The organism is Avibacterium avium, assembly GCF_900454535.1.
GTDB classification, from domain to species: domain Bacteria; phylum Pseudomonadota; class Gammaproteobacteria; order Enterobacterales; family Pasteurellaceae; genus Avibacterium; species Avibacterium avium.
Genome location: NZ_UGSP01000001.1, coordinates 1,348,764 through 1,373,025 on the forward strand (window position 1 = coordinate 1,348,764; position 24,262 = coordinate 1,373,025).

Sequence of the window (24,262 nt, forward strand, 5' to 3'; positions counted from 1 at the left end):
TCACCCTTATTCTGGAAGTGTGCCATTTGCCGCGCGGCGTTTATACACGATCATTGTTAAAATTAATGGCACAACCACGGCCACCACCATCGCTAAAGCAAATACGCCCCAGAATGGTAATTGAATGGAAAGAATACCTGGTAAACCACCCACGCCGATACTGTTTGCCAACACGCCATTTAAGCCGCAGATTAAGCCAGCAAAGGCAGAACCAATCATTGCACAAAGCATCGGGAAGCGGTATTTCAAGTTGATCCCATACATTGCCGGCTCGGTTACACCAAGATAAGCGGAAATGGTTGCAGGCACGGAAATTTCACGCTCATTGGCTTTTTTGCTCACAATCACAATGGCTAACACAGCAGAAGCTTGCGCGATGTTAGAAAGTGCGATCATCGGCCAAACAGGTGTACCGCCGATGTTTTGGATCATTTGCATATCAATCGCAAGAGTGGTTTGATGCACACCGGTGATCACCAATGGCGCATAAAGGAAGCCAAATAATGTCGCACCAATCGGGGCGAAGCTGCCGGTTAATCCTGCACGCACCACATAAGCCACACCATTACCAATTTCACGACCAATCGGCCCGATAATAGAATGAGCAAGGAACACAGCGATGATTAATGAAGTGACTGGCACGATCACTAAATTTAATGAAGCAGGCACAATGCGGCGTAAACGGGTTTCGATCCAACCTAAGGCAAGACCGGCCAAAATAGATGGAATCACCTGTGCTTGATAGCCCACTTTATCAATGCTGAACCAGCCGAAATCCCACATTTCAGGAATCTTAGAGCCGAGATCATAAGAATTCATTAATTGTGGTGAAACAAGCGTAACCCCAAGGACGATCCCCAAAATTGGCGAACCGCCCATTTTTTTCACGGTGGACCAACAAATTCCCACTGGCAAATAGAAGAAAATCGCCTCACCAATTAACCATAGGAAAGAATGGATTGTCGCCCACATCGGGTGGGTTTGCACCAAGGTTTTGCCGTCAAACATTGGAATATCACCAATCACATTGCGGAAACCTAAAATCAAACCACCACTAATTAAGGCAGGGAGAAGCGGAATGAAAATCTCGGCAAAATGCGAGATAAGTTGTTCATACCATTTCATATTTTGGCGTGCAGCCACTTTCGCTTGTTCTTTATTCGCTTCAGAAATTTGCGTTTGTTTCACTAATTCTTGGTAATAAAGATCCACTTCAGGCCCGATCACCACCTGAAATTGCCCCGCATTAGTAAAGCAACCTTTCACCATTGGCAAGGCTTCAATGCCTTTCACATCGGCAATTTCAGGTTGATTTAACACAAAACGCAAACGCGTAATACAATGTGTTGCTGTCGCAATATTCTCTTTCCCACCAATTAGCTGGATTAATTGCGTGATATATTGAGGATTAATTTTCTTTGCCATAATTTTTCCTTTCGTCTAAAAAATGTTCGTGCGTATCTTACGCCTTTTTATTTTTCTCTCAATGGGAACGTTCCCAATCTGTGATCTAAATCACATATTTAGATGAAAAATAGGGCAGTGATAAGATAAAAGGAAAATCAAGCAAAAGTGCGGTGAGAAATTTGGGGATTTTCTACGAAGAAGATTGATTAACGCAAATTTGAACCCTTGGGATAAAAATCTGCAATGATAACAATCTCATTGACGACAATGAATTTTACAGAATGTCCATATTTCAATGGGTAAATATGGAAATTTCCATCATCATAAGCTGCAGCGACAAAGCTGAGTTTTTCAGCGGTTGAACGCATTGTTTCTAAAAAAGTTTCAGCAATGTTTTTATTCAGACTGTCATTATAAATATAGTCTGCCTTATCTAATAATTTCGCCTCTGCACGATCAGACCAAAATATAAGGTAATCTTGTTTCATCAACGAGTAAGTCCATTTTCTAACACATATTCTAATTTTCCCATCACTTCATCGTGGGGAATAAGTTTGATTTTTCCTGTTAGCACATCTTGTAAAAAACGCTGTTCTTCAGTTAGAGAATGTTCAAATGTAGATAGTATTTGCTTTTGGAAAGCAGTTTGCGATTGTTTTTCAACTTTTTGCATAATGTTTCCTTTTGAATAAATTTTTCTTTAGTCAATCTTAATCGTCTTTTTGCACGGTTGCAATAAAAAGCGAGTGGAAAGGAAATGTTTAATGCCCCTAAAAAACACTAAACCAACCCACAATCAATACAACTCGCCTTAATTTCGCTGTTTTCTAATAAATCAAATAATTGTTTGACGGCTTGTTTGCCAGCGGTGGTGAAGCCGAGATCCACGCTTAGGGTTTGTGGGAAGAGGAATCGCAATAGTGGGTTGTTGCCGATGCCGGCAACGCTGATATGGGTGATGTGATGTTCTTGCAGCCATTTTACCACGCCGATTGCCAAGGTGTCGGTGGCACAGACAATGGCGGAAATTCGCGAAAAATCCACCACACTTGCTAATTGATAAGCGCTGTCGTAGCTCAGCTCACCCAGCACAGCATTTGGGGTAAGCTGATGATCTTGACAAAAGCGAACATAGGCTTGATGACGCAAGTAACCTGTTGTCATATCGCTTTCTTGCACCCCCAGATAAGCAATTTTTTGATGACCTTGTTGCAGCAGTTTTTCTAGCAGCAGGGTTACGGCACGTTGTTCATCATAATATACACAAGAAAATTGTGGATAATGGCGTGCAATGACCACTAATTTTTTTTCCCAACCTTGCAAATCTTGTTCTTCTAAGCCTGAAAAGGCAAATAAAATCACACCATTAACACGGCGCTGTTGGAAGAACTTGAGATGTTCCTGCAAGCGGTGCATTTCCATTTGGCTTTCCACAATAATGGGCTCGCAATTTGCTGCGTAGAGTAGAGGTAACATTGCAGAAAGGGCTTGGTTTTCCGCATTGGAACTTAAGCGCGTAACGATAATGCCAATCATTGGGTTACCTTGTCCACGCATTGCCCGTGCAGATTGAGAGGGGGTAAAGTTATGGGCTTGAATAATGGCTTGAATTTTCTCGCGCGTTTCGGCACTCACCTTGCTATCTTGATTTAACACGCGGGAAACCGTGGATTTCCCCACGCCAGCCAAGGCAGCAATATCTTTAATCGTGAGTTTTTTTGCCATTATTCAATCCTGTGAATGGGGTAATATCCTAACTATTCAAGTGCGGTGCTTTTTTGCAAAATTTTCATTTCGTGATGATGAAACTGTTGCACTAAATCGGCCATGTTTTTGCCATCTGGCAAGGTTAAGTTAGGCGCAATATCATACAACGGCACGATAACAAATTCGCGATGTTGCATATCATAATGGGGAACGGTTAAGCGTTCAGATTCAATAATTTCATCGCCGTAAAGCAGAATATCCAAATCCAACGTGCGTTCGCCCCAACGGCGCAGCCGAACACGTCCTTGTTCTTGCTCAATGCGTTGTAATTGATCGAGCAAATCCAATGGCGCTAATACCGTAGCTAAGCAAGCGACCGCATTAACATAATCCGGTTGATCCTGCGGCCCGAGTGGTTTGCTTTGATAAAAATGGCTAACTGCCGCCAGTTGCGAATGGGGCAGTTGTTGTAACGCTTGCAGCGCGTTTTCTAGCTGTTGCACTGGGGTGGCCAAATTGCTGCCTAAAGCGATATAAACCTGTTTCATTATGCGGTTGGCTCTTTCTGCGTTTTACGTTTTCTTGGACGATAACGTTTTTTCTTTGGCGTTGGGTGCAGTTTTTGATGAGCTTTCACCAAGGCGTTACGCTGTTCTTCATTACTAAATTGGTATTCGTGCCACCAAGTAGCTAACTCAATGGATTCACCGCCTTCCACTTGTGCGCGCATTGCAAGCAAATCAAAGGCCGCGCGGAATTTCGGGTGTGCCATTACACGCATTGGTGCGTTACCATTGCGTTTTAGCAGCTGTAATTGCAAGAACCAAATATCACGAATTACCCCCGTATGGCGGCGTGGTGCAGCAAGGCTTGTAGCAAGCTGATCGAGAATTTCATTGCTGGCTAAGGCGTAAGCATCGTGATTATTTAAGCCACCTTCATTTTTCAGCACTTCCACTTTTTCTCTTAATGGATACCAGAAGAAACAGGCAAACAAAAAGGCAGGATTAATGCGCAGTTTGTCCGCGATACGTTCATCTGTTGAAGTGAGCGCAGTTAAAATCATTCGCTCGGCAAAGCTATCTTGTTTTTCCGTGAAATAAGGCATTAGCGTTGGGAAAAGCTGATCAAACAAGCCATATTGACGCAACAAATGATAGGTTTTCACACCATTGCCCGTTTGCAATAATTTTTGTGCTTCATCATATAAGCGAGCAGGCGGAATATGGCGTAATAGATGCGCCATTTGCTTGATTGGCGCTTCCGTTGGCTTTTCCAAAAACATATCCAATTTTGCCATAAAGCGAATGGCGCGCAGCATACGCACGGGATCTTCTTGATAGCGAATAACAGGATCGCCAATTAAACGCAATTTACCTGCTTTGATGTCTTCAATACCGTGGTAAAAATCACGCAAAGTATTATCTTGTGGATTGTAATAAAGGGCATTAACGCTGAAATCACGGCGTTCGGCATCTTGTTCTAGCGTGCCGTACACATTATCACGCAACAACATTCCTTCATCGCTTTGTTTCGATTGACGTTCGTTATTGTGTTCAGAATGGTTGGCACGAAACGTGGCCACTTCAATAATATCACGTCCAAACATCACGTGAGCCAAGCGGAAACGGCGGCCGATCAAACGGCACTGACGTTGAAAAATAGCTTGAATTTGTTCAGGACGCGCATTGGTGGCAACATCAAAATCTTTCGGTTTTTTATCGAGTAACAAATCACGCAAACAGCCGCCCACCACATAGGCTTCGTAACCGTTACGTTGTAATTTTTGCACCACAGTTAAGGCATTTTTGCTGATCATTCTTGGTTGAATGCCATATTGTGAAGCTTGAATAAGGTGTTTTTGATAGCGATGAGAAGATTTGCCTTGCGCTTTATTTTCTTTCGGCTCGACATATTCTACGAAAGGCGCAGCGGGTCTAGCCTTGCTACGGCTGGATTTGGTATTTTTTTTATTTGCTCGTTTAGGCGAAACCTTTTTGGTGTTGGTTTCTTGTGTTGCATTGTCTGCTTTTTTCTTAAACAGATTTTTAATTAAGGTTAAAATAGCGAACCCCTTGCTTGAAAAGCGTAAATAAAATTAATGAAAAGTGCGGTCAAAAATCACCGCACTTTTTAATTTAAGCCTGTATTTTAACAGCAAGCTAATTAGCCTACCATTTGTTTTTCACGAATTTCAGATAAGGTTTTGCAATCAATGCAAAGATCAGCTGTTGGACGTGCTTCTAAGCGGCGAATACCAATTTCAATACCGCAAGAATCGCAATAGCCGAAATCACCTGTATCGATTTTTTTCAGTGTATGCTCGATTTTTTTCATTAACTTACGTTCACGATCACGGTTGCGTAACTCTAAGCTAAATTCTTCTTCCTGTGTCGCACGATCGGCAGGGTCAGGGAAGTTTGACGCTTCATCTTGCATATACGCCACGGTGCGAGAGGTTTCTTCTTGAATTTGCGCACGCCACGCTTCAAGAATTTTTCTAAAGTGAAGAATTTGCTCATCATTCATATATTCTTCACCTTCTTTTGGTTGATAAGGTTCCACTCCCGCTAAAGCTAATAAACTTAAAGAGGATTGAGTCATTGGTATCTCCTAATAGTAATTCATCCATTTTAACTTAGTATAACTGACCTTATTATCACCATAGGAATAGCAAAATTCAGCTATATTTTTGACCGCACTTTTGCGTTAAGTTAAGACTTTTCGAGGCAAGCCTAATTCCATTTCAAAATTAGGCTCTTTTTAAAGAGCGGTATAAATATCAGAAGTTTGAGAAATTAGCAAATAAATTTACGCAAGATAAAAAATTTTTACACAATAAATTTCAATTTTGCGATCCAGCTAACAAAATCTGCCTCTGTAAACTGGCGTATTATGAGCAAAAATATAAAAAAGACTAGACAACCTTTGAGTTAGGCGAGTATCTTTTAAGAATCATTTTTTAAATAAAAAGAGGGGGCAAAAATGCAAAATTTTTCATTAATAAAAACAAAAGGTTATATTAATGGTGAATATGTAGAAAATGCAGAGGGGAAAACTTTTGCGGTGTTGAATCCGGCAACGCAACAAGAAATTTGCCAAGTGGCAGATTTAGGCGTGGCAGAAACGGAACAAGCCATTTTAGCGGCGGAACAAGCGCAGAAAAAATGGAAACAGGTGTTACCGAAAGAGCGAGCCAATATTTTAACCCGTTGGTATGAACTGGTGTTACAACATCAAGAAGAGCTTGCGCAAATTATTAGCTTAGAACAAGGCAAGCCCATTGCTGAAAGCCGTGGCGAAGTGCTTTATGGGGCAAGTTTTATTCAATGGTTTGCAGAAGAAGCGAAGCGAATTCAAGGGGATATGCTGCCTTCAGATAAAAGCAATCATCGCTTAATGGCAATGAAACAGCCTGTTGGTGTGGTGGCCGCCATTACGCCTTGGAATTTCCCGAATGCGATGATTACGCGAAAATCTGCACCAGCCTTAGCAGCAGGCTGTGCGGTGGTGTTAAAACCTGCGCCAGAAACGCCATTATCCGCCTTAGCCTTGGCAGAATTGGCAAGTCAAGCAGGATTACCAAAAGGCTTGTTGAATGTGATTCCTACCACACAAGTGGTGGACGTGGGCAAAGTGCTGACAGAAAGTCCAATTATTCGCAAATTGACCTTTACTGGCTCAACCAAAGTGGGCAAATTATTAATGGCACAATCGGCAAGTACGGTGAAAAAATTATCCTTAGAACTAGGGGGCAATGCGCCAGCTTTGGTGTTTGATGATGCAGATTTAGACAGTGCCGTGGAAGGGGTATTTGCCTCTAAATTCCGTAACGCAGGGCAGACTTGCATTTGCACCAATCGTATTTATGTACAAGCAGGAATTTATGAAGCCTTTGTGCAAAAATTCTGTGAAAAAGTACAACAAATTAAACTGGGCGAAGCCAATCAGCCAGGTGTCACAATGGGGCCTTTAATCCGCCAAAGTGCTGTGGAGAAAGTACAACGTCACATTGATGATGCATTGCAAAAAGGTGCTAAACTGGTGCTTGGTGGTAAGCCAGCTGATCTTGGTGGAACATTTTTCCAACCTACCGTTTTAGCAGATGTTAATCAAACAATGTTAGTCGCCAAAGAAGAAACCTTTGCGCCTTTAGCACCGATTTTCAAATTTGAAACGGAAGAACAAGCCATTGCAATGGCAAATGAAACGGAATTTGGCTTGGCGGCTTATTTCTTCACGCAAAATATCAACCGTATTTGGCGCGTGTCAGAAGCCTTAGAATATGGCATTGTAGGCATTAACGAAGGCTTGGTGACCAACGAATTTGCCCCATTTGGCGGCGTGAAAGAATCTGGCATTGGGCGAGAAGGATCACATTACGGCATTGATGAATTTTTAGAGCTAAAATATCTTTGTTTAGGCATAAAATAAATAGGCTAAATATGAAGTAAAAAATAAGGGCTGTGTTGCCCCTTTTTTATACCATTAAATTTAAAATAATCGTTAAGTTTGTTATAGAACTGCATCATGTAGTTTTATTGGACATTGGTGAAATGTATATGAATAAACTGAGACGTTATCTATTTATAGTATGTTGAAATGAGTGTAATAGTTTGATTTAACATATTTTATTTATTTTTGTTGACAACCGTTTTTTTTTTTTAGAATAGGGAAGATTTTAGTTTATTTTCATCTGATAGGGATTTTATGACTCATTTCGGTTTTCCTCTCGAAACAATTCTTGTCTTTTTTGGTGTAATTGCACTGTCTGTTTATTTAGATTTATTTGCTCATCGTCATAGCAAGGAAATTAGCGTAAAAGACGCCGCACTTTGGTCCGTCTTTTGGATAGGATTAGCACTTTGCTTTTATGTTTATCTATGGTTACGCTTTGATGCAGAGTGGGCAGATTTATATCTTGCAGGTTATGTATTAGAAAAGAGTTTATCGGTTGATAATTTAATGGTCTTTGTCGCCATTTTTGCTTCTTTTGGTATTACAGGAAGACTTCAACATCGTATTCTTTATTGGGGCATTATCGGCGCGTTAATTTTCCGTGCTATTTTTGTTGTAATCGGAACAGGGTTGTTTGCCGCTAGTCCTTGGGTAGGATTTGGTTTTGCTGCTTTTGTGATTTGGAGTGGGTGGAAGATGCTTAAAAGTGGCGGTGATGATGAGGAAGAAATTGAAGATTATTCAAATCACTGGAGTGTACGTTGGACAGGGAAGCTTATGCCAATTTATACCAAGCTTTTTAGTGATCGCTTTTTGCTTAATCATTCTGAAATGAGTGTGGAACAAATTGCCTCAACAACCCGTAAGGGGGCTAAATATTTAACTCCTGCTTTTCTCTGTTTGATTGCCATTGAAACTTCTGATGTGGCTTTTGCTTTTGACTCTGTACCAGCAGTAATTGCTGTAACGCAAGAGCCTTTATTGGTTTATGCAGCAATGATTTTTGCTATTCTTGGCTTGCGTAGCCTTTATTTTATTTTGGCAACGTTAACTAAATATCTTGTCCATCTTGAAAAATCGATCATTGCGCTATTGTTCTTTATCGGTATCAAAATGGCGATTCAATCTTGGAATCATGCTGTGAGTGATACGGGTATTCATATTTCACCAAATGCTAGTTTATTTATCGTTCTAGGTACTTTAGCAATCGGTGTAATTGCCTCATTTATCTTCCCGGAGAAAGAAGAACAGGAGTAAAAAATGTTAGTAAAAAAACTCGTTTTAACCGTATGCGGTTTATTAGGTAGTTTTGCAATAGCAAATCAGCATTATACTGCGCCACCAACAAGTTCAACTTATGGACATGTACCTGTTATTAGTGATGAACAAATGGAAAAATGCGTGGAAATTTATAATCAAGCTAAATGGTTAGGTGAAGAATTACAAAAGACGTATGTGAATCAGTATTCTCAGACTTCTGTTGATAGTTATAACAACAAAGTGAACCAGCATCAAAATATGATTACGTGGTTTAATCAAAATTGCGCTGGTAAACAATCTCGTTCAGCTTGTGAAGCTGCACGAGAATTAAATCGCAAAAATGGTATTGAAACACAAAGTTGTTATTAGAGAAAATATGTTAAAGAATAAATATTTAACTAAAGTTTGCTTAGCATTATTACTAATTTTATTTAGTATGGAAGTTTTCCAGTTTTTAATTACCGTTTATGCTAAAATAGTTATTTTTAGAGTTGAGAACTATACAGTTACTGAGGCAGAAACTAATTTCTTAGAGTGGTTTGATGAATATAGTATCCTCTTTATTGGTTGTCATTTTCTTGTGGCTTTTTATTTTGGGATTTTTTATTTTATATGGCTCTCTAGAGCTAACTTTAACTTTTTCCTACTTGGCGATAAAGAATTAACATATAATACTCTAATTGTGGGTTGGCGGTTTGTTATTATTCCTATTCCTATTCGTATTCCTATTCCTATCGACAATTTATGGAAGCCTTGGAAGCCTTATTCGGCATTCAAAGAAATAATAGCAAAAAGCCATCAATTGGCATTTGGTTCTGTACATAATAAAAAAACTGAGATGATACTTTTTATGTGGTGGATTTTATTTCTAATATCTCTGTTGTTATGGATTTCTCTAGCAAAAAATTTACAATCCAGGGAATTATTAAATCTAATATTGTTTCTATATATATTTGAAATCTTAAAAAGTATATTTCTTTTTTATCTCATTTATAACGTAGATAAATGGCAACGAAAAGCCAATCAGTCTAAGCCTATTTCATTACAAAAATCTTAACTAGGAGAGAATTATGCGTCGTTTACCTGTTTATTTATTAGTAGATACCTCAGGCTCAATGATGGGAGAAGCAATTGAAGCGGTGCGCAATGGTTTGCAAATGTTGGTTTCCGCGTTGCGCCAAGATCCTTATGCATTGGAAACCGCTTATTTATCAGTAATTACTTTTGATACGAATGCGAAACAAGTTACACCATTAACGGAATTAATGAGTTTTCAAATGCCTGATATTCAGGCTTCAGGGGTTACTGCAATGGGGGAAGCGTTGAGTTTATTGGCGGATTGTATTAATAGAGAAGTTCAGAAAGGTTCAGCGGAAGTGAAGGGCGATTGGAAGCCAGTTGTATTCTTACTTTCAGATGGTTTGCCGACAGATGATTTACAAAAAGGGATCAATGCTATTCGCCAAGTTAAAACAGGAACGTTTGTGGCTTGTGCTGCTGGCGCAGGGGCTGATACTAATGTGTTAAAACAAATCACAGAAACGGTAGTTTCTCTCGATACCGCAGATGCAAATTCTATCAAAGCTTTCTTTAAATGGGTATCAGCCTCTATTTCTGTTTCAAGCCAAAAAGTGGATTTGAATAAGAAAGAGGTTAATGGCTTAAATGAATTGCCTCCACCGCCAGCAGAATTAAATATTGTACTATAAATTGAGTAGACGGAATTTCTCCGTCTATTATCTATTACTCTAGCTTATAAACGTTAAATTATGTCTAGACGACTTCTCACTTATATTTGTATTGACACGTCAGGTTCAATGAAAGGGGAGCCGATTGAAGCGGTAAATGTTGGTTTACAATCACTGTTATCGGCATTACGTCAAAACCCTTATGCACTAGATAGTGTTTATCTCTCGATTTTCACCTTTGATAGTGAAATCAAAAACGTGCTTCCTTTAACCGCGCTTGAAGATGTAACACTTCCAACTATAAGTACTCCAGACAGTGGCCCAACTTTCTTGGGGAGGATGTTAGAAGAACTTGTAAGTGCGGTGCAAAAAGAACAAATTTTAGGATCAACCGATCAAAAAGGAGATTGGCGACCTATTTTAATTTTACTTACCGATGGTAAGCCTTCAGATGTGATGGCATACAATAATGCTATACCACAGATCAAATCCTTGAATTTCGGCAATGTTGTTGCTTGTGCAGCAGGGCCAAAAGCTGATCCTGATGTGCTTAAGAAACTCACTGATACAGTTGTTTCGCTAGATACGATGGATTCAAATAGCTTTGCTCAATTTTTCCAATGGGTTTCTGCTTCGGTTGCTCAAACAAGCGTGAGTGTTGGTGCATCAATAAGCAATACATTGCCACCTCCCCCAAATGAAATCAATATTGTTTTTTAAGGAATAGTTATGCGCCGTTTACCTGTTTATCTTGTGATTGATATTTCTGAAAGTATGGCGGGTGAAAATATTCGTCAAATGCAAGAGGGAATGAGTCGATTGGTTAGCCAATTAAGACGAGATCCTTATGCGTTAGAGTCTGTTTATATTTCTGTTATCGGTTTTGCTGGTGCAGCAGGTACGCTTGCACCACTCACGGAGTTGATAAATTTCTATTTGCCACGTCTACCTATTGGTTCAGGTACATCTATTGGTACAGCATTAAATCATGTAATGGATCGCATTGATAAAGAGGTTATTCCTAGTACAACTGAACAAAAAGGCGATTGGAAACCTTTGGTTTATTTTATGTCTGATGGCTCTAGCACAGATGACACAAGCAAAGCTATTCAGCGCTGGAAATCATTATTTAAACATCGTGCAAAATTAATCAATATAGGAATTGGTAAATTTTCGGATTTATCTACGCTTGATGAAGTGGCCGATCTTACGTATCGTTTAGATGATGCAGATATTGAGCGTGTCTATCAAGCATTATGCGAAACTATTGCTACTTCAATTAGTAGTCAAAGCCGTTCACTTGGTATTGAAATCCCAGTATCGCTTAGTAAAGAACTTTTGGAAAACAGTGCCATTTCATTAGCTAAAAAGACTGAAGAATTAACCGCTCTTGATGAGAATTATGCCATTATTGCTGGTCTTTGCCGTAAAGTAAAGTTGCCTTATTTAATGAAATGGGAGCGTTTTGGTGAAGTGGTATTTGGTGATGCTGAATATCATTATATTGGTGCTTATCCTCTTGAGAAAGATTATGAAGATTGGTCAGATCCTCGTCCTAATAATCAAACAGTAAAATCTTCGCAACTGATTGGTGGAGGTGGTTGTCCTCATTGTGGCTCGCCATTTGCATTTGCAATGTGTGATTGCGGACAAGTTTTTTGTATTGATGGATTAGGTGAGGTAGTTTGTCCTAAATGTGGGCAAGAATGCTTTTTTGGTTTTGATTCTGAAGGCGATGATTTTGAAATTAATCGAGCAAGGGGATAATGATGAATGCATTGGAGCAAATTCAGAAAATTAAATTTTGGCTAGAGAAGATGGATGAAAAGAGCATAGATGCTTTTGCTACCCAGAATTCCACCTTAATTCAGCTTGTTGCCGAAGCCTTTACCAATTTTCATCAAGGAATAGAAAACGTGAAAGTTATAATGCCAACAGAATCTACAGTCATACAAAAAATAATGCCAGTTATTCAACTTGTGAACGCCAAACAAGATGAAGCCTATCTTTGCAAGCCAAATACAGATCTTTTAATTAAAGATGCTCATTTTTCACAAGAATGTGGTTTGCGCTGGAATGCTGAACAAAAAGTGATTGAGGGGATACCGATACTAAGTGGAGAAATTCAAGTTTCTTTCTTATTGGAAGATGGCTCTACCTCGTTGGGTGCACTTTGGATCAACCCAGACCCTAGAAAACTTTGGGATAACATTCCTAGTAACAAAAATGAACGTTTTTGGAAAGCGGATAGTGCAAGTGATGAGATCTCAACAAATTTTGGCAAATTATTAGCAGCAAGAATGCGTGGACGTTCTCATGCACATAAAGGTATATGTTGCGATGATGATTTTACGATTGCTTTTCACGATAAAAGTGGTGTGCATTTTATTGCTGTTGCAGATGGAGCTGGCAGCGCAGAATTTTCTAGGTTAGGTTCAAAATTGGCGGTAGAAGCTGCAAAAGAAAAGGTGCTAGAGCAGCTGACGAACAATGATAAATATCAGGCAATATCCTATTCTTTTGAAATGGATAAGCTAAAAGGAATAGCAAATGGACTATTGTTCCAAGCGGTGCAATCAGCTTTTCAAGCGCAACAAACTGAAGCGGAAAAAGAACAAATTCCATTAAAGTCGCTTTCTTGCACTTTGTTGCTAGCATTAACTTTACGTCTTAAAAATGGTCAATGGTTTACAGCTTGTTATTGGGTTGGTGATGGTGCTGCCGCTATTGTTGATTTAGGGACGCCAAAAGTGAAATTATTGGGGGAAGTTGATTCAGGTAACTATTCTGGGGAAACAGTCTTTTTAACGCATTCCGAGATTGAGGCAGAAAAATTGGTTTCTCGAATTCACACCGATTTGCAGTATTATCCACCGCTCTTGATGTTGATGACTGATGGTGTTTCTGATCCAAAATTTAAAACAGATGCGAAATTACAAACTATTGAGGCATGGCAAGCCTTATGGGAGGAATTAAAAATACCATTACAAGCTGAAAATCCTGCTAAAGCTTTAGAACAATGGTTAGATTTTTGGTCAAAAGGTGAACATGATGATCGAACGCTAGCAATGTTTATTTCACAAGATGAGTGGAATGGGGTGGTAAATCAATGTCAAAATGATATCTCTAGTGAAGCTCATCAGGTTGCATTATTACCAAATAAGCAAGCACAAATAAGTACTGAAGAAGTAGCACAAAAAAGTGGAGAAAGTGACATTGAAGATGAAGCAGAACGTACTATAAATATCACCTCAAGTGGCGTAACAACAACCATTACACTCACTAAAGCTAGCGATCAAAAAATGGATACTCAAGGAGCAAATCAATGAGTCAAATTATCCGTTTAACTGCGACTAATGGTCAAACGATAGAGTTTATAGATGAAGTAAAAGCACAAGGTGGAATGAAAGATGTAATGTTTTCACCTAATCGAGATTATGTAGTGGCATTTTTTCGTGAAAAAGCGGATCAGGAAACCAAAGAACGCTTAGAAATGATCACGGAAACATACCGCAAACGTATTTTTGAACAAGAGGGCGGCGAATATTTGAAGAAATTATTTTGTTGGCCTACTGCGGTAGTGGAATATCAAGGTCGATTAGGGGTAGTGAGCCCTTTTTATCGAGATTGTTTCTTCTTTCAATATGGTAGTCGTAATAACGATATGTTGCAAATTAAAGGCAAAGATAAAGATGGTAAATGGTTTGCTTCAGCTTCTAATCGTAACAAATTTCTTGATCCCAAAGAGCTGGGTGATTGGATGTTGCATCTGAAAGTCTGTTTGATGCTAGCTAGAGCAGTACGAAGAATGCATATGGCTGGATTAAGTCATAGTGATTTGGGTTATAAAAACTGTTTGATCGATCCGACAACGGGACAAGCTTGTTTAATTGATATTGATGGTTTGGTTGTACCAGGTAAACATCCTCCAACAGTAGTGGGAACGCCAGATTTTATTGCGCCAGAGGTTGTTGCAACTCAACATTTAGATAAGACAGATCCTAAACGTAAATTGCCGAGTCGAACAACAGATCTCCATGCATTAGCCGTATTGATTTATATGTATTTGCTTTATCGTCACCCTCTTCGTGGTGATAAGGTATTTGATATGAATGATAGCCAACGAGATGAAGAGCTAGCAATGGGGGAAAAAGCGCTTTTTATTGAACATCCAACAGATAAAAGTAACCGCATTAAGGTGAAAAACCTTCGGCCTACAGAATTGCCTTGGAAAGATACGGATAAGGTTCCTTATAAAATTACTGGACCATATCTGAGTGCATTATTTGAGCGAGCCTTTATTTCTGATTTGCATAATCCAGCGGGAAGACCAACGGCTGATGAATGGGAACAAGCTTTGGTCAAGACTGTTGATTTATTGCAGCCATGTAGCAATCCGAAATGCGAGCAGAAATGGTATGCCTTTGATAATTCGACTAAGCCGAAATGCCCATTTTGTGGCACATCACATCAGGGCGTATTACCTGTATTAAATCTCTATTCAGTAGCACCAAATGGCAGTTACCGTCCTGATAATCATCGTATTATGGTGTATGACGGGCAAGGACTTTACAAATGGCATGCGGATACGCGAGTTTTTCCAAATGAGAAACTCAAAACATCAGATGCTCAAAGAATGGCTTATTTTCGTTTTTATCAGGGCGATTGGTGGTTGGTAAATGAACATTTTCCACAAATGATTAATATTAAAACTAAGCAACTTATTGCAATAGGCGAAAAAGTAAAATTGGAAGAAGGTGGACAAATTTTATTGCAGCAAGGTGAAGGTGGGCGTTTACTTGTCGTCCAAATAGCTGGAGCGTAAAGAGCGGTTATTTTAATAAACAAAATAGGAGTAAACAATGGCAATTTCTTTAACAAAAGGACAAAACGTTTCATTAAGCAAAACAGATCCAAGTTTAAAAAATGTGTTGGTTGGTTTAGGCTGGGATGCTCGTTCTACTGATGGTCAGAATTTCGATTTAGATGCAAGCATTTTTATGACTAAAGAGAATGGTAAAGTCCCTTCAGATAGTTATTTTATTTTTTACAACCAAGTTCATTCGCCTTGCGGTGGAGTCGAACACACGGGGGATAATCTAACGGGAGATGGTGATGGAGATGATGAAAGTATCATTGTGAAATTAGATCAAATTCAAAATGATATTAAATCTCTTTTTATCGCTGTGACTATTCACGAAGCAGAAGCTCGCCGACAAAATTTTGGACAAGTAAGTAATGCGTTTGTTCGCTTGGTTAATCACGATACAGATGAAGAAATCGTTCGTTTTGATTTATCAGAAGATTACAGTACAGAAACAGCGATGATTTTTGGTGAAATCTATCGCCATAACGGAGAATGGAAATTTCGTGCTATTGGTCAAGGTTATTCAGGTGGATTGTATGCGCTGTGTCAACAATATGGCGTAAATGTAGGATAAGGAAAGCAGAAATGGCAGTTTCATTGAGTAAAATTACTTTAGAAAAACGAGGCGATAGCCATAAAATTGATTTATCTAAATCTACGGATGAACAGATCACAATCAATCTAAATTGGTCACAACAGCAGAAAAAAGGCGGTTTCTTTTCTAGTTTATTTGGGGCTAATAAAGAAATTGATTTAGATCTAGGAATCTATTGGGAGCTAAAAGATGGTACAGCAGGAATGATTGATGGTTTACAATTTTCTAAAGGGCAAGGTGGCCCTCGTCATAAGCTAAGTCGGCAAGGCCGTTATACTGACCTTCCATGGGTATGGCATTGTGGTGATGATCGTAGTGGTGGTAGTGAGAATGGTGAAACTATTTTGGTGAATCCAAAAGGCATTCAGGATTTGCGACGCTTGGTTGTATACTGTTTCATTTATGATGGCGTTGCTCAATGGGCTGAGTCTGACGCTGTTGTTACAGTAAAAGTACCGAATCAGCCTGAAATTGTCGTTGAAATGGGTAAACAAAGTGATCATCGTTCTTTTTGTGCTATCGCTAGCATTGATTTTATTGGCTCACAAATGTCTGTCCGTAAAGAAATTAATTTCTTCAATGGACATGCAGATTGTAGCCAACATTATGATTGGGGATTCAAATTCTCTGCTGGCTCGAAATAGTTGTACGGTTCCCAAATTTTAAAGTAATAGATTAAATTACTGTTAATCTATTATTTTTATACAGGAAAATGGTTGCTAATAGATATCTATTAACAACCATTTTGTTTTGGTGGTACAGCTTTTTTGTATCAAGAATATCCTTAGAATTATCTGAGAATCCTTTATAAATCTTTGATCAAAATCTTAGATCGGCGCTGGTAATTATATTTTTCTCTTTTTTCTACGGGTAGATCTTCCACCTGAGCTAAATAAAATCCACGTTCTTGGAACCAATGTACCGTGCGTGTGGTGAGTACGAATAACCGTTCAATATGCTGTTCTTTGGCGCGTTTTTGAATGGCTTCCAATAAAATATCGCCACGGGAAGAGTTGCGATAATCTGGGTGAACGGCAACACACGCCATTTCTGCCATTTTTTCTTGCGGATAAATATTGAGCGCTGCACAAGCAATGACCACGCCATCACGATCAATAATGGTGTAGTTGGAAATTTCCATTTCTAGCTGTTCGCGAGAACGTTTGACCAAAATCCCTTGCTGTTCCAATGGGTAAATGAGTTCCAACAAGGCTGGAATGTCAGCCACATTTGCAAGACGAATGCTTTCTGAACTTTCCATTGAAAGCTGTGTTCCCACGCCATCTCGGGTGAAGAGTTCTTGCAGCAATGAGCCGTCTTCTTCATAACTTAATAAGTGTGAACGCTTCACGCCTGCACGACACACTTCAATAGCTGCCTGCAAGAAACGAGCTTGCGAGCTGTGATATTGATCTTGTGAAATAAAGCGGCTTAAATATTGCTCCGCATCTTGCGGCAGTAAATCAGCAATGGTTTCTTGCTGATCATTTAAAATCCCTTGCGTATCAGAAAAGGCAATAAGTTTTTCTGCCTTAAGTTTGATTGCTACCTGCGTTGCCACTTCTTCAAAAGGCAAATTAAAGGTTTCTCCCGTTACAGAGGGGGCGATGGGGCCGAGTAGCACTATCGATCCTTGATCTAATTGTTGCTGAATTTTCTCGCTATCAATACGGCGAATTTTGCCACTGAGCTGATAATCTACGCCGTCATCTACACCAATGGGTTGTGCCAAAATAAAATTGCTGCTCACCACATTGATTACCGCAGAATGAGGCAGACGCAAAGAAAGGCGTGCAGCAATATCATAATTTAATTTGCCCACCGCTTGTTTCACCACATCAAGGCTGTGAGGATCGGTAATGCGAATATTTTTATGATAAATTGGCACGATGCCTTGCTGTTCAAGGAGCTGATTAATTTGCAATCTTGCGCCAAACACAATGGCTAATTTAATGCCAAGGCTGTGGAGCAGGCTAATGTCATTGATAATATTAATAAAATTTGGGCTGGCAATGGTATCGCCATCAAGCATAATCACAAAGGTTTTGCCTCTGTGCATATTGACATAGGGCGTGGATTGTCTAAACCACTGTACAAGTTCGGTACTGCGCATAACTTCCTTTTCTTATAATTATTCATTTAAAGTGAATTTATATTCATTTTTGAAAATATGCAAGGAAAATTTTGCAGAGATAAAAAATGCGGTGAAATTTCACCGCACTTTGTATTTATGGATATTAGTTTACTACGTTAAACTGTTCTTTCATTAACGCAGCGAAGTCGGTGTAACCGCCTACTGGTTTTTCATCAATGAAAATTTGTGGCACAGTTTCAACCGGTTTGCCTACTGAAGCAGATAAATCTGCTTTGCTGATGCCTTCTGCGATAATATCTACATAGCGGTAGTCAAAATCGCTTAAGGTTTCTTTTAATTTGTCAGCAAGCTCTTTTGCACGCACGCAGTAAGGGCAACCAGGGCGACCAAAAATAACAACGAACATAATCATTTCCTTCTGTTAGGGCAAAGCACATTGGCTAGATAAAAATACAAATAGACAAAATGCTTAGCAAGATAAAAAATTGTGCAAATTGTACTGATTATGGCAAAAAGAATAAAGGAGTTTTTTAGCATTGTTGTAATTGGTGTAATATATCAAAATAACAGTTTGAGAGCCTTGTAGCCGAAGTAGGAAAAAATGAAATTATTAATGTTATGCCGCGAGCCGCGCCTTTATAGCTGCCAGCGTTTAAAAGAAGCCGCGGAAAGTTGCGGACATCAAATGGATATTCTCGATCCCAATCGTTTTATGCTAAAACTCAGCGAAAATGCACCGCACTTTGATTTATATTATCAGCTAAATCGCGAGGCTGAACCTTATTTATTGCCCGATTATGATGCCGTATTGCCGCGCTTTGGATCGGCGAGTACACAAATGGGCTGTGCCGTGCTGCAACATTTTCAAGCCAAAGGCGTAGCTTGTTTAAATGAGGTTGAGCCTTTTCTCAAAGCGCGTGATAAATGGTGGAGTTTGCAGATTTTAGTTCAGCACGGCATTGCCGTTCCCCCTTCTTTACTGGCTGGCAGTGAAACGCGGGCGAAAGAAAGCCTTGAATTGATCGGCTCGCCGACCATTTTGAAAACCTTAAGTGGATCACAAGGCATTGGCGTGATCTTAGCGGAGAGCCAAAGTAGCGCCAGTAGCATCGTGGAAACCTTAAATCATTCTGGCGTGCCTGTGTTAATGCAGCAGTTTATTAGCGAAGCGCAAGGGGGCGATGTGCGCTGTTTTGTGGTGGGGGGAAAAGTGATCGCCACAATGGAACGCAAAGGGCAAGCGGGCGAGTTTCGCGCCAATATTCACCGTGGAGGAACGGGCGAGCAAGTGTGGCTCAGTGAGCAGGAAAAACAAATTGCCCTTACCGCCACGCAAGCACTGGGCTTAGATGTGGCAGGGGTGGATTTAATTCGCTCTCGTCAAGGGCTGTTGGTATTAGAAGTTAATGCCAGCCCGGGGCTTGAAATGATCGAAAAAACCAGTGGTTTAGATATTGCGTTACAGATGATCTTGTATTTGGAACGAAAAAGCCAAGCCAGATCAAAAAATAACGAATAAATTATCACCAAAAGTGTTGAAAATTTCCGTTTAAAAATAAGGGAAATTGCTTAGTTTTTCTTTCTACTCAAGATGAAGTGCTAGATGCTCAGCGTAGTGCAGAAACCCTTTTCCCCTTTTTATGAAGTGATTTAGGATGAAAATGAAGGTCATAAATTCAAAAAATTTCGCAACATTTACAACAAATTAAAGCCTTTAAAACGGCATAAAAATAGGGCGGATTGAAATTATCCGCCATAGCTATATTTTGGATGACTATAATAAAAAGCTCGCAATAGCGAGCTTTTAGGTTATTTTGTGTTAAGTTGGTTATTCATTTTAATTGCAAAGGCTAGACTTGCAACGGCAAGAATAATTAGTCCGATGGTTAATCCCATTTAGTCCTCCTTGTTTTCTGCGAGTTTGCGACAAATTCTTGCACCCCATATGGTGCTGTAGGCACTAATAACGAGAGCAACGAGGTTAATGCCTTTTTGTAATAATGGATCGTTGTTATACAGTATCACAGGTACAGCTAAAATAGCAACCTTTGCGATATCATCGCACGTTTTTGCCCATGCTTCTAATGTTCCTTTCTCATAAGGTTTTTTGAATATGTTAAACATTGGCTATTTTCTCTTCTCTCTTCTCGTGTCGATTGTTATTTATTGTCTAAACCTCTTCCTGTTTTTGTAGATCAAGCTCAAATTGTGGCGGAAGTTGAGGGTTGATTTCATCTTCATTAAGCTTTTCTACATCGGGGGGTGGCAAGAGCTTTTCATTATCACTATGCGGGCTTTTTTCTTTACCTAAGAGCTGTGGCAAAATTTTACCGTAACTGCCTTTTGGTGATAAGGCACTGCTGATAAACGCACGGTTAAAATCATCGCCAAATTCCTTGTCTAGCACCGTGTCATTTAAAATAAAATAGCCTTTGTTTGGCAAGGCAATGTAGCTCAACACATCTTTAGGTGAGAAATCGGGAAAGATTTTTTGTAGTTCATCTAGCCAATTATCCGTATCGCCTTCCACCTTAAGAGATTTCATTTCTTTGATTAAACTAATGGCGAAATTTTTGCCTTCCACGGGCTTGTCAAAGTTGAATGAGAGCATTAAAGGACGTTGATTTTCTTGATAATTTCCCGTTTCTGAATAGAGACTTAGGGTGTAAATTTGAAATGGCCCCCAGTTATAATCAGCATTGCCCACCATTTCCCAATCCGCCCAAAGTGCGGAGGAAAATAAGGTAGAAATTAAAAATGCGACAAGTTTTTTTTTCATTATTCTTCCTGATAAATTGCTTGTGGCGATTATAGCAAGTTTTTTATTTTCGACAGATTTAATTTGTACAAGTTGCTAAATTTCGCACAATTTGCTCAATTTGTTTTAAGCCATTTAAGCGCGTGCTGCTTAATCGTTGAGCAAGGCCAAGTCCATCAAAATAAGCGGTTAAATCAAAGGATTGCAATTGCTCTGCGGTTTTGCCGTTAATTTCTTGCAAAATTAGCCAAAGCAAGCCGTTAATAATGCGCGCTTCGCTAAAGGCGTTAAACATAAAAGTGCGGTCGTTTTTTTCTTCGAATTTGAACCAAACCTTGGCTTCACAACCTGAAATAGGCTGCATTTGGGCGAGCGTTTGTTCATCAGGGCGAGAGAGATTTTTTCCGCTTTGAATAATGAAACGGTAGCGATCTTCCCAATTTTTGGCGTTTTTAATTTCTGTTCTCATTGCGTTAATCTAACAAGGCTAAGGCGTTATCCAACGCGTTAAAAAAGTGTTCAATATCTTGCTCATTATTGTAAGGGGCAAGGGAAAGGCGTAATGTACCACGTTGTCCGAGCCTTGCCAAATAAGGTTGAGCGCAATGTTCGCCAGCGCGCAGGGCAATATTTTGTTCGCTCAACAGGGTAGCAAGATCAGAAAGATCAATATGCTTAAATAAAAAGCTAATAATTGGGCTGCGATCGCCATAAGCAAAAAGCTGGCAGGCAGGGTATTGTTGCAAGCGTGCGATGATTTGTTCGCTTAATTGCGCGACATACTGATGTGCGGCATTGTTGTCCCATTTTTCTAGCCATTCTAGCACCGCATTAAAGCCGATTACGCCAGCAATATTCGGCGTGCCAGCTTCAAGTTTATAAGGTAATTCGGCAAATTCTGTTTGCTGTGCGCTGACTTTCTGCACCATTTTGCCACCAAATAATAAGGGCTGAAGTTGATTAAGTGCGGTCAATTTTCCTGCCAAAACGCCAAGCCCTGTTGGGCCATAGATTTTGTGGGCGGAAAAGGTGAGAAAATCCACATCAAGTTGTTGTAAATCAATGGAAAGATGATTAATCGCTTGTGCCGCATCGGCTAAGATGAATGCGTTACTTTGGTGGCGAATAATCGGGATTAGATCAGCCAACGGCTGCACCACGCCCGTTACATTGGACATCATCGTCAAGGCAACAATTTTGCAGTTTTTTTGCACCGCACTTTTTAATGCACGATCATCAATAACGCCGTTAGTCTGCAATGGCAGGACGATCAATTTAGCGCCAGTTTTTTGGCTTAGCTGCTGCCAGCAGACAAAATTGGCGTGATGTTCCGCTTCACTGATAATGATTTCATCTTGTGGCGTAAGCTGTGGTAGCAGGCCGTTCGCCACTAAATTAATGGCGTGCGTGGTGCCTGATGTCCAAATAATACTTTGTTCGCTTTGTGCGTTGATCAGCTTTTTCACTCTTGTGCGCGCTTGTTCATAGCTTGTGGTTTGTTGTTCGTCATATTGGCTACGATGTACCGATCCTGCGGATTGATAGAACGCAACGGTGGCATCAATCAAGGCTTGCGGTTTTAAGCTAGTAGCGGCGCTGTCTAAATAAACGGCTGCGTTAGGTTGTTGAAAATAAGGAAAATTTTTCCGAAATTCTTTGGGGTTAAAAGCCATAGAATGATCCTTTTTCTTTTTGTTGGCGTTTTTGTTTACGTTGTTCGCTTTGCATTTTGCGCCATTGTTCGGGGTAAATCGGTTGGGGATCTTGCCATAAACCGACACGCTGTGCGCGTGCCTGTTGCTGTGCGTAAAAATAGCTTTGATCGCGCGCATAACGCTTATACACCCACGCCATTCCTAGTTTTACCATTGCAAGATTGATATTTTGCCCTTGTTGGTTATACACCGTGGCAAGCGTGCGTTGATAGCGATCATAGCCCACAATTTCTAGCTGAACTGCTTGCTTATGAATCAGGTTGGCTAAGGTTTGACGCGATTTATTACCAAAAGGTTGTTTCTTTTCTGGCGCATCAATGCTGTCTAAACGAACTTTGATTTGTTTGTTATTTTCAAGCAAACAGCGAAAGGTATCGCCATCAGAAATGCCGACCACACGGCAAATTAAGCTACGCTGCGTTGCGGCATCTGCATTAGTGAACGTGCCACTCAGTAAAATAGCAGCTAAAAGGGAATAATTGATTATTTTCATTTTTACTAAGAATCTTTTCCTGAAGCCATAAGAATTTTGTCTTATTGTAGCAAAAGTCATAACAAAACGAATAAAATAAGAGTAAAATCAACAAAATTGACGATGTACCTATTGTTGGGGAGCAAATGTTAAAGCTGTTTTACTTCTTACGCAGTGTGGCTATTTTGTATCTAATGCTGTTGTTAGGCGAGTTGATTGTCTATTTATTGCCTTTGGGCATTCCAGCCAGTATTTGGGGGCTGGTGCTATTATTTTTATGTTTGAGTTTACAGATAATTAAAGTCGATTGGATCTTGCAAGGTTCGAGGTTGATTAACCGCTATATGGCAGTATTGTTTGTACCAATCAGTGTGGGAATTATGGAATATTCGGAATTACTGATTAAGCAAGCAAAGGTGCTGTTAATTCCCAATATTATCGCCACGTTTTTAACCCTAATTTTGATTGCGTGGTTATCGGATTATTTGTTTGCACAGCGATCTTTTCGTAAATTGCGTCAGCGGGTATTAAAACAACGTGGGAGAGGCAAGCAATGATTTATGCTTATTCTTTACTAACCATACTGGTTTTTGCCTTGGCGGTGCAAATTGGTAAGCGGTTGAGATCTATTGTATTTAATAGTTTTGTATTAACCATTGCAATGTTGGTCGGCCTGTTGCTGGTGCTGAAAATTCCTTATGCAGATTATATGGCTGGCAATGCGCCGCTGAATAATTTATTAGGCTTAAGTGTGGTGGCGCTCGCCTTGCCGTTATACGAACAGTTAGGCCAAATTAAACAAGATTGGAAAATTATTTTATTTATTACCGCACTTGCTTCGGTTTTATCAATGTTTAGTGGCGCGCTGTTGGCTTGGTGGCTAGGGGGCGATTTAAGCCTCATCGCGACAACCTTGGCAAAATCTGTTACCACCCCTATTGCAATGGAAATTACCAATACCATTGGTGGAATCCCTGCGGTAACAGCGGTAGTGGTGCTAGTAGCAGGCCTGCAAGGTTCAATGTTTGGTTATTTGGTGCTGAAATTATGTAAGGTGAAATATCTGCAATCTATCGGTTTATCTGTTGGCGCGGTTTCGCACGTTTTGGGTATGGTAAGCTGTATGGAAGTGAACCCTAAAGCAGGCAGTTATGCGTCTATTTCACTGGTTTTATGTGGCATTATGAGTTCTATTTTTGCGCCACTGATGTTTAAAATTGTTTCGTTATGGATAACATAG

The 24,262-nt window shown here is 39.8% G+C and carries 28 protein-coding genes and 1 pseudogene; 15 read left to right on the plus strand and 14 right to left on the minus strand.

The window, feature by feature from the left end; translation table 11 throughout:
* Positions 1-6: 6 nt before the first annotated feature.
* From treB to dksA, 7 genes are all read right to left on the minus strand, one after another.
* The gene (treB, locus tag DYC50_RS06645; RefSeq protein WP_115249515.1) at positions 7-1,425 is read right to left on the minus strand and encodes a PTS trehalose transporter subunit IIBC; all 1,419 of its coding nucleotides are present in this window, start codon (positions 1,423-1,425) and stop codon (positions 7-9) included.
* 188 nt (positions 1,426-1,613) lie between these two features.
* The gene (locus DYC50_RS06650) at positions 1,614-1,895 is read right to left on the minus strand and encodes a type II toxin-antitoxin system RelE/ParE family toxin (RefSeq protein WP_115249516.1); all 282 of its coding nucleotides are present in this window, start codon (positions 1,893-1,895) and stop codon (positions 1,614-1,616) included.
* Positions 1,895-2,080 carry a hypothetical protein gene (locus tag DYC50_RS06655; protein WP_115249517.1) on the minus strand — a complete coding sequence of 62 codons (186 nt, stop codon included), beginning with the start codon at positions 2,078-2,080 and terminating at the stop codon, positions 1,895-1,897. The genes DYC50_RS06650 and DYC50_RS06655 overlap by 1 nt, the downstream gene beginning before the upstream one ends.
* 107 nt (positions 2,081-2,187) lie before the next feature.
* A complete protein-coding gene (gene treR, locus DYC50_RS06660; RefSeq protein WP_115249518.1) occupies positions 2,188-3,132 on the minus strand; it encodes a trehalose operon repressor TreR in 945 nt (314 codons plus the stop codon).
* A gap of 32 nt (positions 3,133-3,164) precedes the next feature.
* A complete protein-coding gene (gene folK / locus DYC50_RS06665) occupies positions 3,165-3,662 on the minus strand; it encodes a 2-amino-4-hydroxy-6-hydroxymethyldihydropteridine diphosphokinase (RefSeq protein WP_115249519.1) in 498 nt (165 codons plus the stop codon).
* Positions 3,662-4,966, minus strand: coding sequence for a polynucleotide adenylyltransferase PcnB (gene pcnB, locus DYC50_RS06670; protein WP_425451082.1), 1,305 nt, complete (start codon positions 4,964-4,966; stop codon positions 3,662-3,664). Before pcnB ends, folK begins: the two co-directional genes overlap by 1 nt.
* A 314-nt stretch (positions 4,967-5,280) precedes the next feature.
* Entirely contained in the window at positions 5,281-5,718 is a 438-nt protein-coding gene (dksA, locus tag DYC50_RS06675) for an RNA polymerase-binding protein DksA (protein ID WP_115249521.1), read from the minus strand.
* Between the two features lie 381 nt (positions 5,719-6,099).
* Between dksA and DYC50_RS06680 the strand changes: the two genes are divergently transcribed.
* The 11 genes from DYC50_RS06680 (at position 6,100) to DYC50_RS06730 (ending at position 16,626) form a co-directional block, all read left to right on the plus strand.
* The gene (locus DYC50_RS06680) at positions 6,100-7,548 is read left to right on the plus strand and encodes an NAD-dependent succinate-semialdehyde dehydrogenase (RefSeq protein ID WP_115249522.1); all 1,449 of its coding nucleotides are present in this window, start codon (positions 6,100-6,102) and stop codon (positions 7,546-7,548) included.
* A gap of 276 nt (positions 7,549-7,824) precedes the next feature.
* A complete protein-coding gene (locus tag DYC50_RS06685; protein ID WP_115249523.1) occupies positions 7,825-8,829 on the plus strand; it encodes a TerC/Alx family metal homeostasis membrane protein in 1,005 nt (334 codons plus the stop codon).
* A gap of 3 nt (positions 8,830-8,832) precedes the next feature.
* The gene (locus DYC50_RS06690) at positions 8,833-9,201 is read left to right on the plus strand and encodes a hypothetical protein (RefSeq protein WP_115249524.1); all 369 of its coding nucleotides are present in this window, start codon (positions 8,833-8,835) and stop codon (positions 9,199-9,201) included.
* Between the two features lie 7 nt (positions 9,202-9,208).
* Entirely contained in the window at positions 9,209-9,889 is a 681-nt protein-coding gene (locus DYC50_RS06695; RefSeq protein WP_115249525.1) for a DUF4328 domain-containing protein, read from the plus strand.
* A 13-nt stretch (positions 9,890-9,902) separates the two neighbouring features.
* Positions 9,903-10,541, plus strand: a complete 639-nt coding sequence (locus DYC50_RS06700) for a vWA domain-containing protein (protein ID WP_039155954.1) — start codon at positions 9,903-9,905, stop codon at positions 10,539-10,541.
* Between the two features lie 60 nt (positions 10,542-10,601).
* A complete protein-coding gene (locus DYC50_RS06705) occupies positions 10,602-11,240 on the plus strand; it encodes a vWA domain-containing protein (RefSeq protein ID WP_115249526.1) in 639 nt (212 codons plus the stop codon).
* Positions 11,241-11,249: 9 nt separating this feature from the next.
* On the plus strand, positions 11,250-12,287 hold the full coding sequence (locus DYC50_RS06710; RefSeq protein WP_115249527.1) for a TerY-C metal binding domain-containing protein: 1,038 nt from the start codon (positions 11,250-11,252) through the stop codon (positions 12,285-12,287).
* Positions 12,287-13,849: a PP2C family serine/threonine-protein phosphatase gene (locus DYC50_RS06715; RefSeq protein ID WP_245934869.1), complete on the plus strand. Its 1,563-nt coding sequence runs from the start codon at positions 12,287-12,289 to the stop codon at positions 13,847-13,849. Before DYC50_RS06710 ends, DYC50_RS06715 begins: the two co-directional genes overlap by 1 nt.
* Entirely contained in the window at positions 13,846-15,345 is a 1,500-nt protein-coding gene (locus DYC50_RS06720) for a helix-hairpin-helix domain-containing protein (protein ID WP_115249529.1), read from the plus strand. The genes DYC50_RS06715 and DYC50_RS06720 overlap by 4 nt, the downstream gene beginning before the upstream one ends.
* Before the next feature lie 37 nt (positions 15,346-15,382).
* On the plus strand, positions 15,383-15,961 hold the full coding sequence (locus tag DYC50_RS06725) for a TerD family protein (protein WP_039146853.1): 579 nt from the start codon (positions 15,383-15,385) through the stop codon (positions 15,959-15,961).
* Positions 15,962-15,972: 11 nt separating this feature from the next.
* Positions 15,973-16,626, plus strand: a complete 654-nt coding sequence (locus DYC50_RS06730; protein ID WP_115249530.1) for a stress protein — start codon at positions 15,973-15,975, stop codon at positions 16,624-16,626.
* 161 nt (positions 16,627-16,787) lie between these two features.
* Here the strand turns inward: DYC50_RS06730 and argA are convergent, their stop codons facing one another.
* Positions 16,788-18,095 (minus strand): amino-acid N-acetyltransferase, encoded by a 1,308-nt coding sequence (argA, locus tag DYC50_RS06735; RefSeq protein ID WP_115249531.1) that lies wholly within the window; start codon positions 18,093-18,095, stop codon positions 16,788-16,790.
* 124 nt (positions 18,096-18,219) lie between these two features.
* Positions 18,220-18,483, minus strand: coding sequence for a GrxA family glutaredoxin (locus DYC50_RS06740; RefSeq protein ID WP_103852784.1), 264 nt, complete (start codon positions 18,481-18,483; stop codon positions 18,220-18,222).
* A 195-nt stretch (positions 18,484-18,678) separates the two neighbouring features.
* On the opposite strand from DYC50_RS06740, the gene DYC50_RS06745 reads away from it, so the two are divergent.
* The gene (locus tag DYC50_RS06745) at positions 18,679-19,596 is read left to right on the plus strand and encodes an ATP-grasp domain-containing protein (protein WP_115249532.1); all 918 of its coding nucleotides are present in this window, start codon (positions 18,679-18,681) and stop codon (positions 19,594-19,596) included.
* Positions 19,597-19,805: pseudogene (locus DYC50_RS10815) on the plus strand (YqiA/YcfP family alpha/beta fold hydrolase); the annotation flags it as partial.
* A 168-nt stretch (positions 19,806-19,973) separates the two neighbouring features.
* Here DYC50_RS10815 and DYC50_RS06755 read toward each other — a convergent pair.
* From DYC50_RS06755 to DYC50_RS06775, 5 genes are read right to left on the minus strand one after another with little or no spacing between them, the layout of a single operon-like run.
* Complete coding sequence (locus tag DYC50_RS06755; RefSeq protein WP_115249533.1) at positions 19,974-20,201, minus strand: hypothetical protein; 228 nt, start codon at positions 20,199-20,201, stop codon at positions 19,974-19,976.
* Between the two features lie 46 nt (positions 20,202-20,247).
* Positions 20,248-20,856, minus strand: coding sequence for a hypothetical protein (locus DYC50_RS06760; protein WP_115249534.1), 609 nt, complete (start codon positions 20,854-20,856; stop codon positions 20,248-20,250).
* Positions 20,857-20,914: 58 nt separating this feature from the next.
* Entirely contained in the window at positions 20,915-21,304 is a 390-nt protein-coding gene (locus DYC50_RS06765; RefSeq protein ID WP_115249535.1) for a SufE family protein, read from the minus strand.
* Between the two features lie 4 nt (positions 21,305-21,308).
* A complete protein-coding gene (locus DYC50_RS06770) occupies positions 21,309-22,508 on the minus strand; it encodes an aminotransferase class V-fold PLP-dependent enzyme (RefSeq protein WP_115249536.1) in 1,200 nt (399 codons plus the stop codon).
* The gene (locus DYC50_RS06775) at positions 22,498-23,043 is read right to left on the minus strand and encodes a thermonuclease family protein (RefSeq protein ID WP_115249537.1); all 546 of its coding nucleotides are present in this window, start codon (positions 23,041-23,043) and stop codon (positions 22,498-22,500) included. The genes DYC50_RS06770 and DYC50_RS06775 overlap by 11 nt, the downstream gene beginning before the upstream one ends.
* A gap of 125 nt (positions 23,044-23,168) precedes the next feature.
* Here DYC50_RS06775 and DYC50_RS06780 point away from each other — a divergent pair, with 125 nt between their 5' ends.
* Positions 23,169-23,579 (plus strand): CidA/LrgA family protein, encoded by a 411-nt coding sequence (locus DYC50_RS06780; RefSeq protein ID WP_115249538.1) that lies wholly within the window; start codon positions 23,169-23,171, stop codon positions 23,577-23,579.
* Positions 23,576-24,262, plus strand: a complete 687-nt coding sequence (locus tag DYC50_RS06785; RefSeq protein WP_115249539.1) for a CidB/LrgB family autolysis modulator — start codon at positions 23,576-23,578, stop codon at positions 24,260-24,262. Before DYC50_RS06780 ends, DYC50_RS06785 begins: the two co-directional genes overlap by 4 nt.

Coding starts and splice junctions, on each gene's coding strand:
- treB (WP_115249515.1), bottom strand. CDS start 1,425: ATGGCAAAGAAAATTAATCCTCAATATATCACGCAATTAATCCAGCTA.
- DYC50_RS06650 (WP_115249516.1), bottom strand. CDS start 1,895: ATGAAACAAGATTACCTTATATTTTGGTCTGATCGTGCAGAGGCGAAA.
- DYC50_RS06655 (WP_115249517.1), bottom strand. CDS start 2,080: ATGCAAAAAGTTGAAAAACAATCGCAAACTGCTTTCCAAAAGCAAATA.
- treR (WP_115249518.1), bottom strand. CDS start 3,132: ATGGCAAAAAAACTCACGATTAAAGATATTGCTGCCTTGGCTGGCGTG.
- folK (WP_115249519.1), bottom strand. CDS start 3,662: ATGAAACAGGTTTATATCGCTTTAGGCAGCAATTTGGCCACCCCAGTG.
- dksA (WP_115249521.1), bottom strand. CDS start 5,718: ATGACTCAATCCTCTTTAAGTTTATTAGCTTTAGCGGGAGTGGAACCT.
- DYC50_RS06680 (WP_115249522.1), top strand. CDS start 6,100: ATGCAAAATTTTTCATTAATAAAAACAAAAGGTTATATTAATGGTGAA.
- DYC50_RS06685 (WP_115249523.1), top strand. CDS start 7,825: ATGACTCATTTCGGTTTTCCTCTCGAAACAATTCTTGTCTTTTTTGGT.
- DYC50_RS06690 (WP_115249524.1), top strand. CDS start 8,833: ATGTTAGTAAAAAAACTCGTTTTAACCGTATGCGGTTTATTAGGTAGT.
- DYC50_RS06695 (WP_115249525.1), top strand. CDS start 9,209: ATGTTAAAGAATAAATATTTAACTAAAGTTTGCTTAGCATTATTACTA.
- DYC50_RS06700 (WP_039155954.1), top strand. CDS start 9,903: ATGCGTCGTTTACCTGTTTATTTATTAGTAGATACCTCAGGCTCAATG.
- DYC50_RS06705 (WP_115249526.1), top strand. CDS start 10,602: ATGTCTAGACGACTTCTCACTTATATTTGTATTGACACGTCAGGTTCA.
- DYC50_RS06710 (WP_115249527.1), top strand. CDS start 11,250: ATGCGCCGTTTACCTGTTTATCTTGTGATTGATATTTCTGAAAGTATG.
- DYC50_RS06715 (WP_245934869.1), top strand. CDS start 12,287: ATGATGAATGCATTGGAGCAAATTCAGAAAATTAAATTTTGGCTAGAG.
- DYC50_RS06720 (WP_115249529.1), top strand. CDS start 13,846: ATGAGTCAAATTATCCGTTTAACTGCGACTAATGGTCAAACGATAGAG.
- DYC50_RS06725 (WP_039146853.1), top strand. CDS start 15,383: ATGGCAATTTCTTTAACAAAAGGACAAAACGTTTCATTAAGCAAAACA.
- DYC50_RS06730 (WP_115249530.1), top strand. CDS start 15,973: ATGGCAGTTTCATTGAGTAAAATTACTTTAGAAAAACGAGGCGATAGC.
- argA (WP_115249531.1), bottom strand. CDS start 18,095: ATGCGCAGTACCGAACTTGTACAGTGGTTTAGACAATCCACGCCCTAT.
- DYC50_RS06740 (WP_103852784.1), bottom strand. CDS start 18,483: ATGTTCGTTGTTATTTTTGGTCGCCCTGGTTGCCCTTACTGCGTGCGT.
- DYC50_RS06745 (WP_115249532.1), top strand. CDS start 18,679: ATGAAATTATTAATGTTATGCCGCGAGCCGCGCCTTTATAGCTGCCAG.
- DYC50_RS06755 (WP_115249533.1), bottom strand. CDS start 20,201: ATGTTTAACATATTCAAAAAACCTTATGAGAAAGGAACATTAGAAGCA.
- DYC50_RS06760 (WP_115249534.1), bottom strand. CDS start 20,856: ATGAAAAAAAAACTTGTCGCATTTTTAATTTCTACCTTATTTTCCTCC.
- DYC50_RS06765 (WP_115249535.1), bottom strand. CDS start 21,304: ATGAGAACAGAAATTAAAAACGCCAAAAATTGGGAAGATCGCTACCGT.
- DYC50_RS06770 (WP_115249536.1), bottom strand. CDS start 22,508: ATGGCTTTTAACCCCAAAGAATTTCGGAAAAATTTTCCTTATTTTCAA.
- DYC50_RS06775 (WP_115249537.1), bottom strand. CDS start 23,043: ATGAAAATAATCAATTATTCCCTTTTAGCTGCTATTTTACTGAGTGGC.
- DYC50_RS06780 (WP_115249538.1), top strand. CDS start 23,169: ATGTTAAAGCTGTTTTACTTCTTACGCAGTGTGGCTATTTTGTATCTA.
- DYC50_RS06785 (WP_115249539.1), top strand. CDS start 23,576: ATGATTTATGCTTATTCTTTACTAACCATACTGGTTTTTGCCTTGGCG.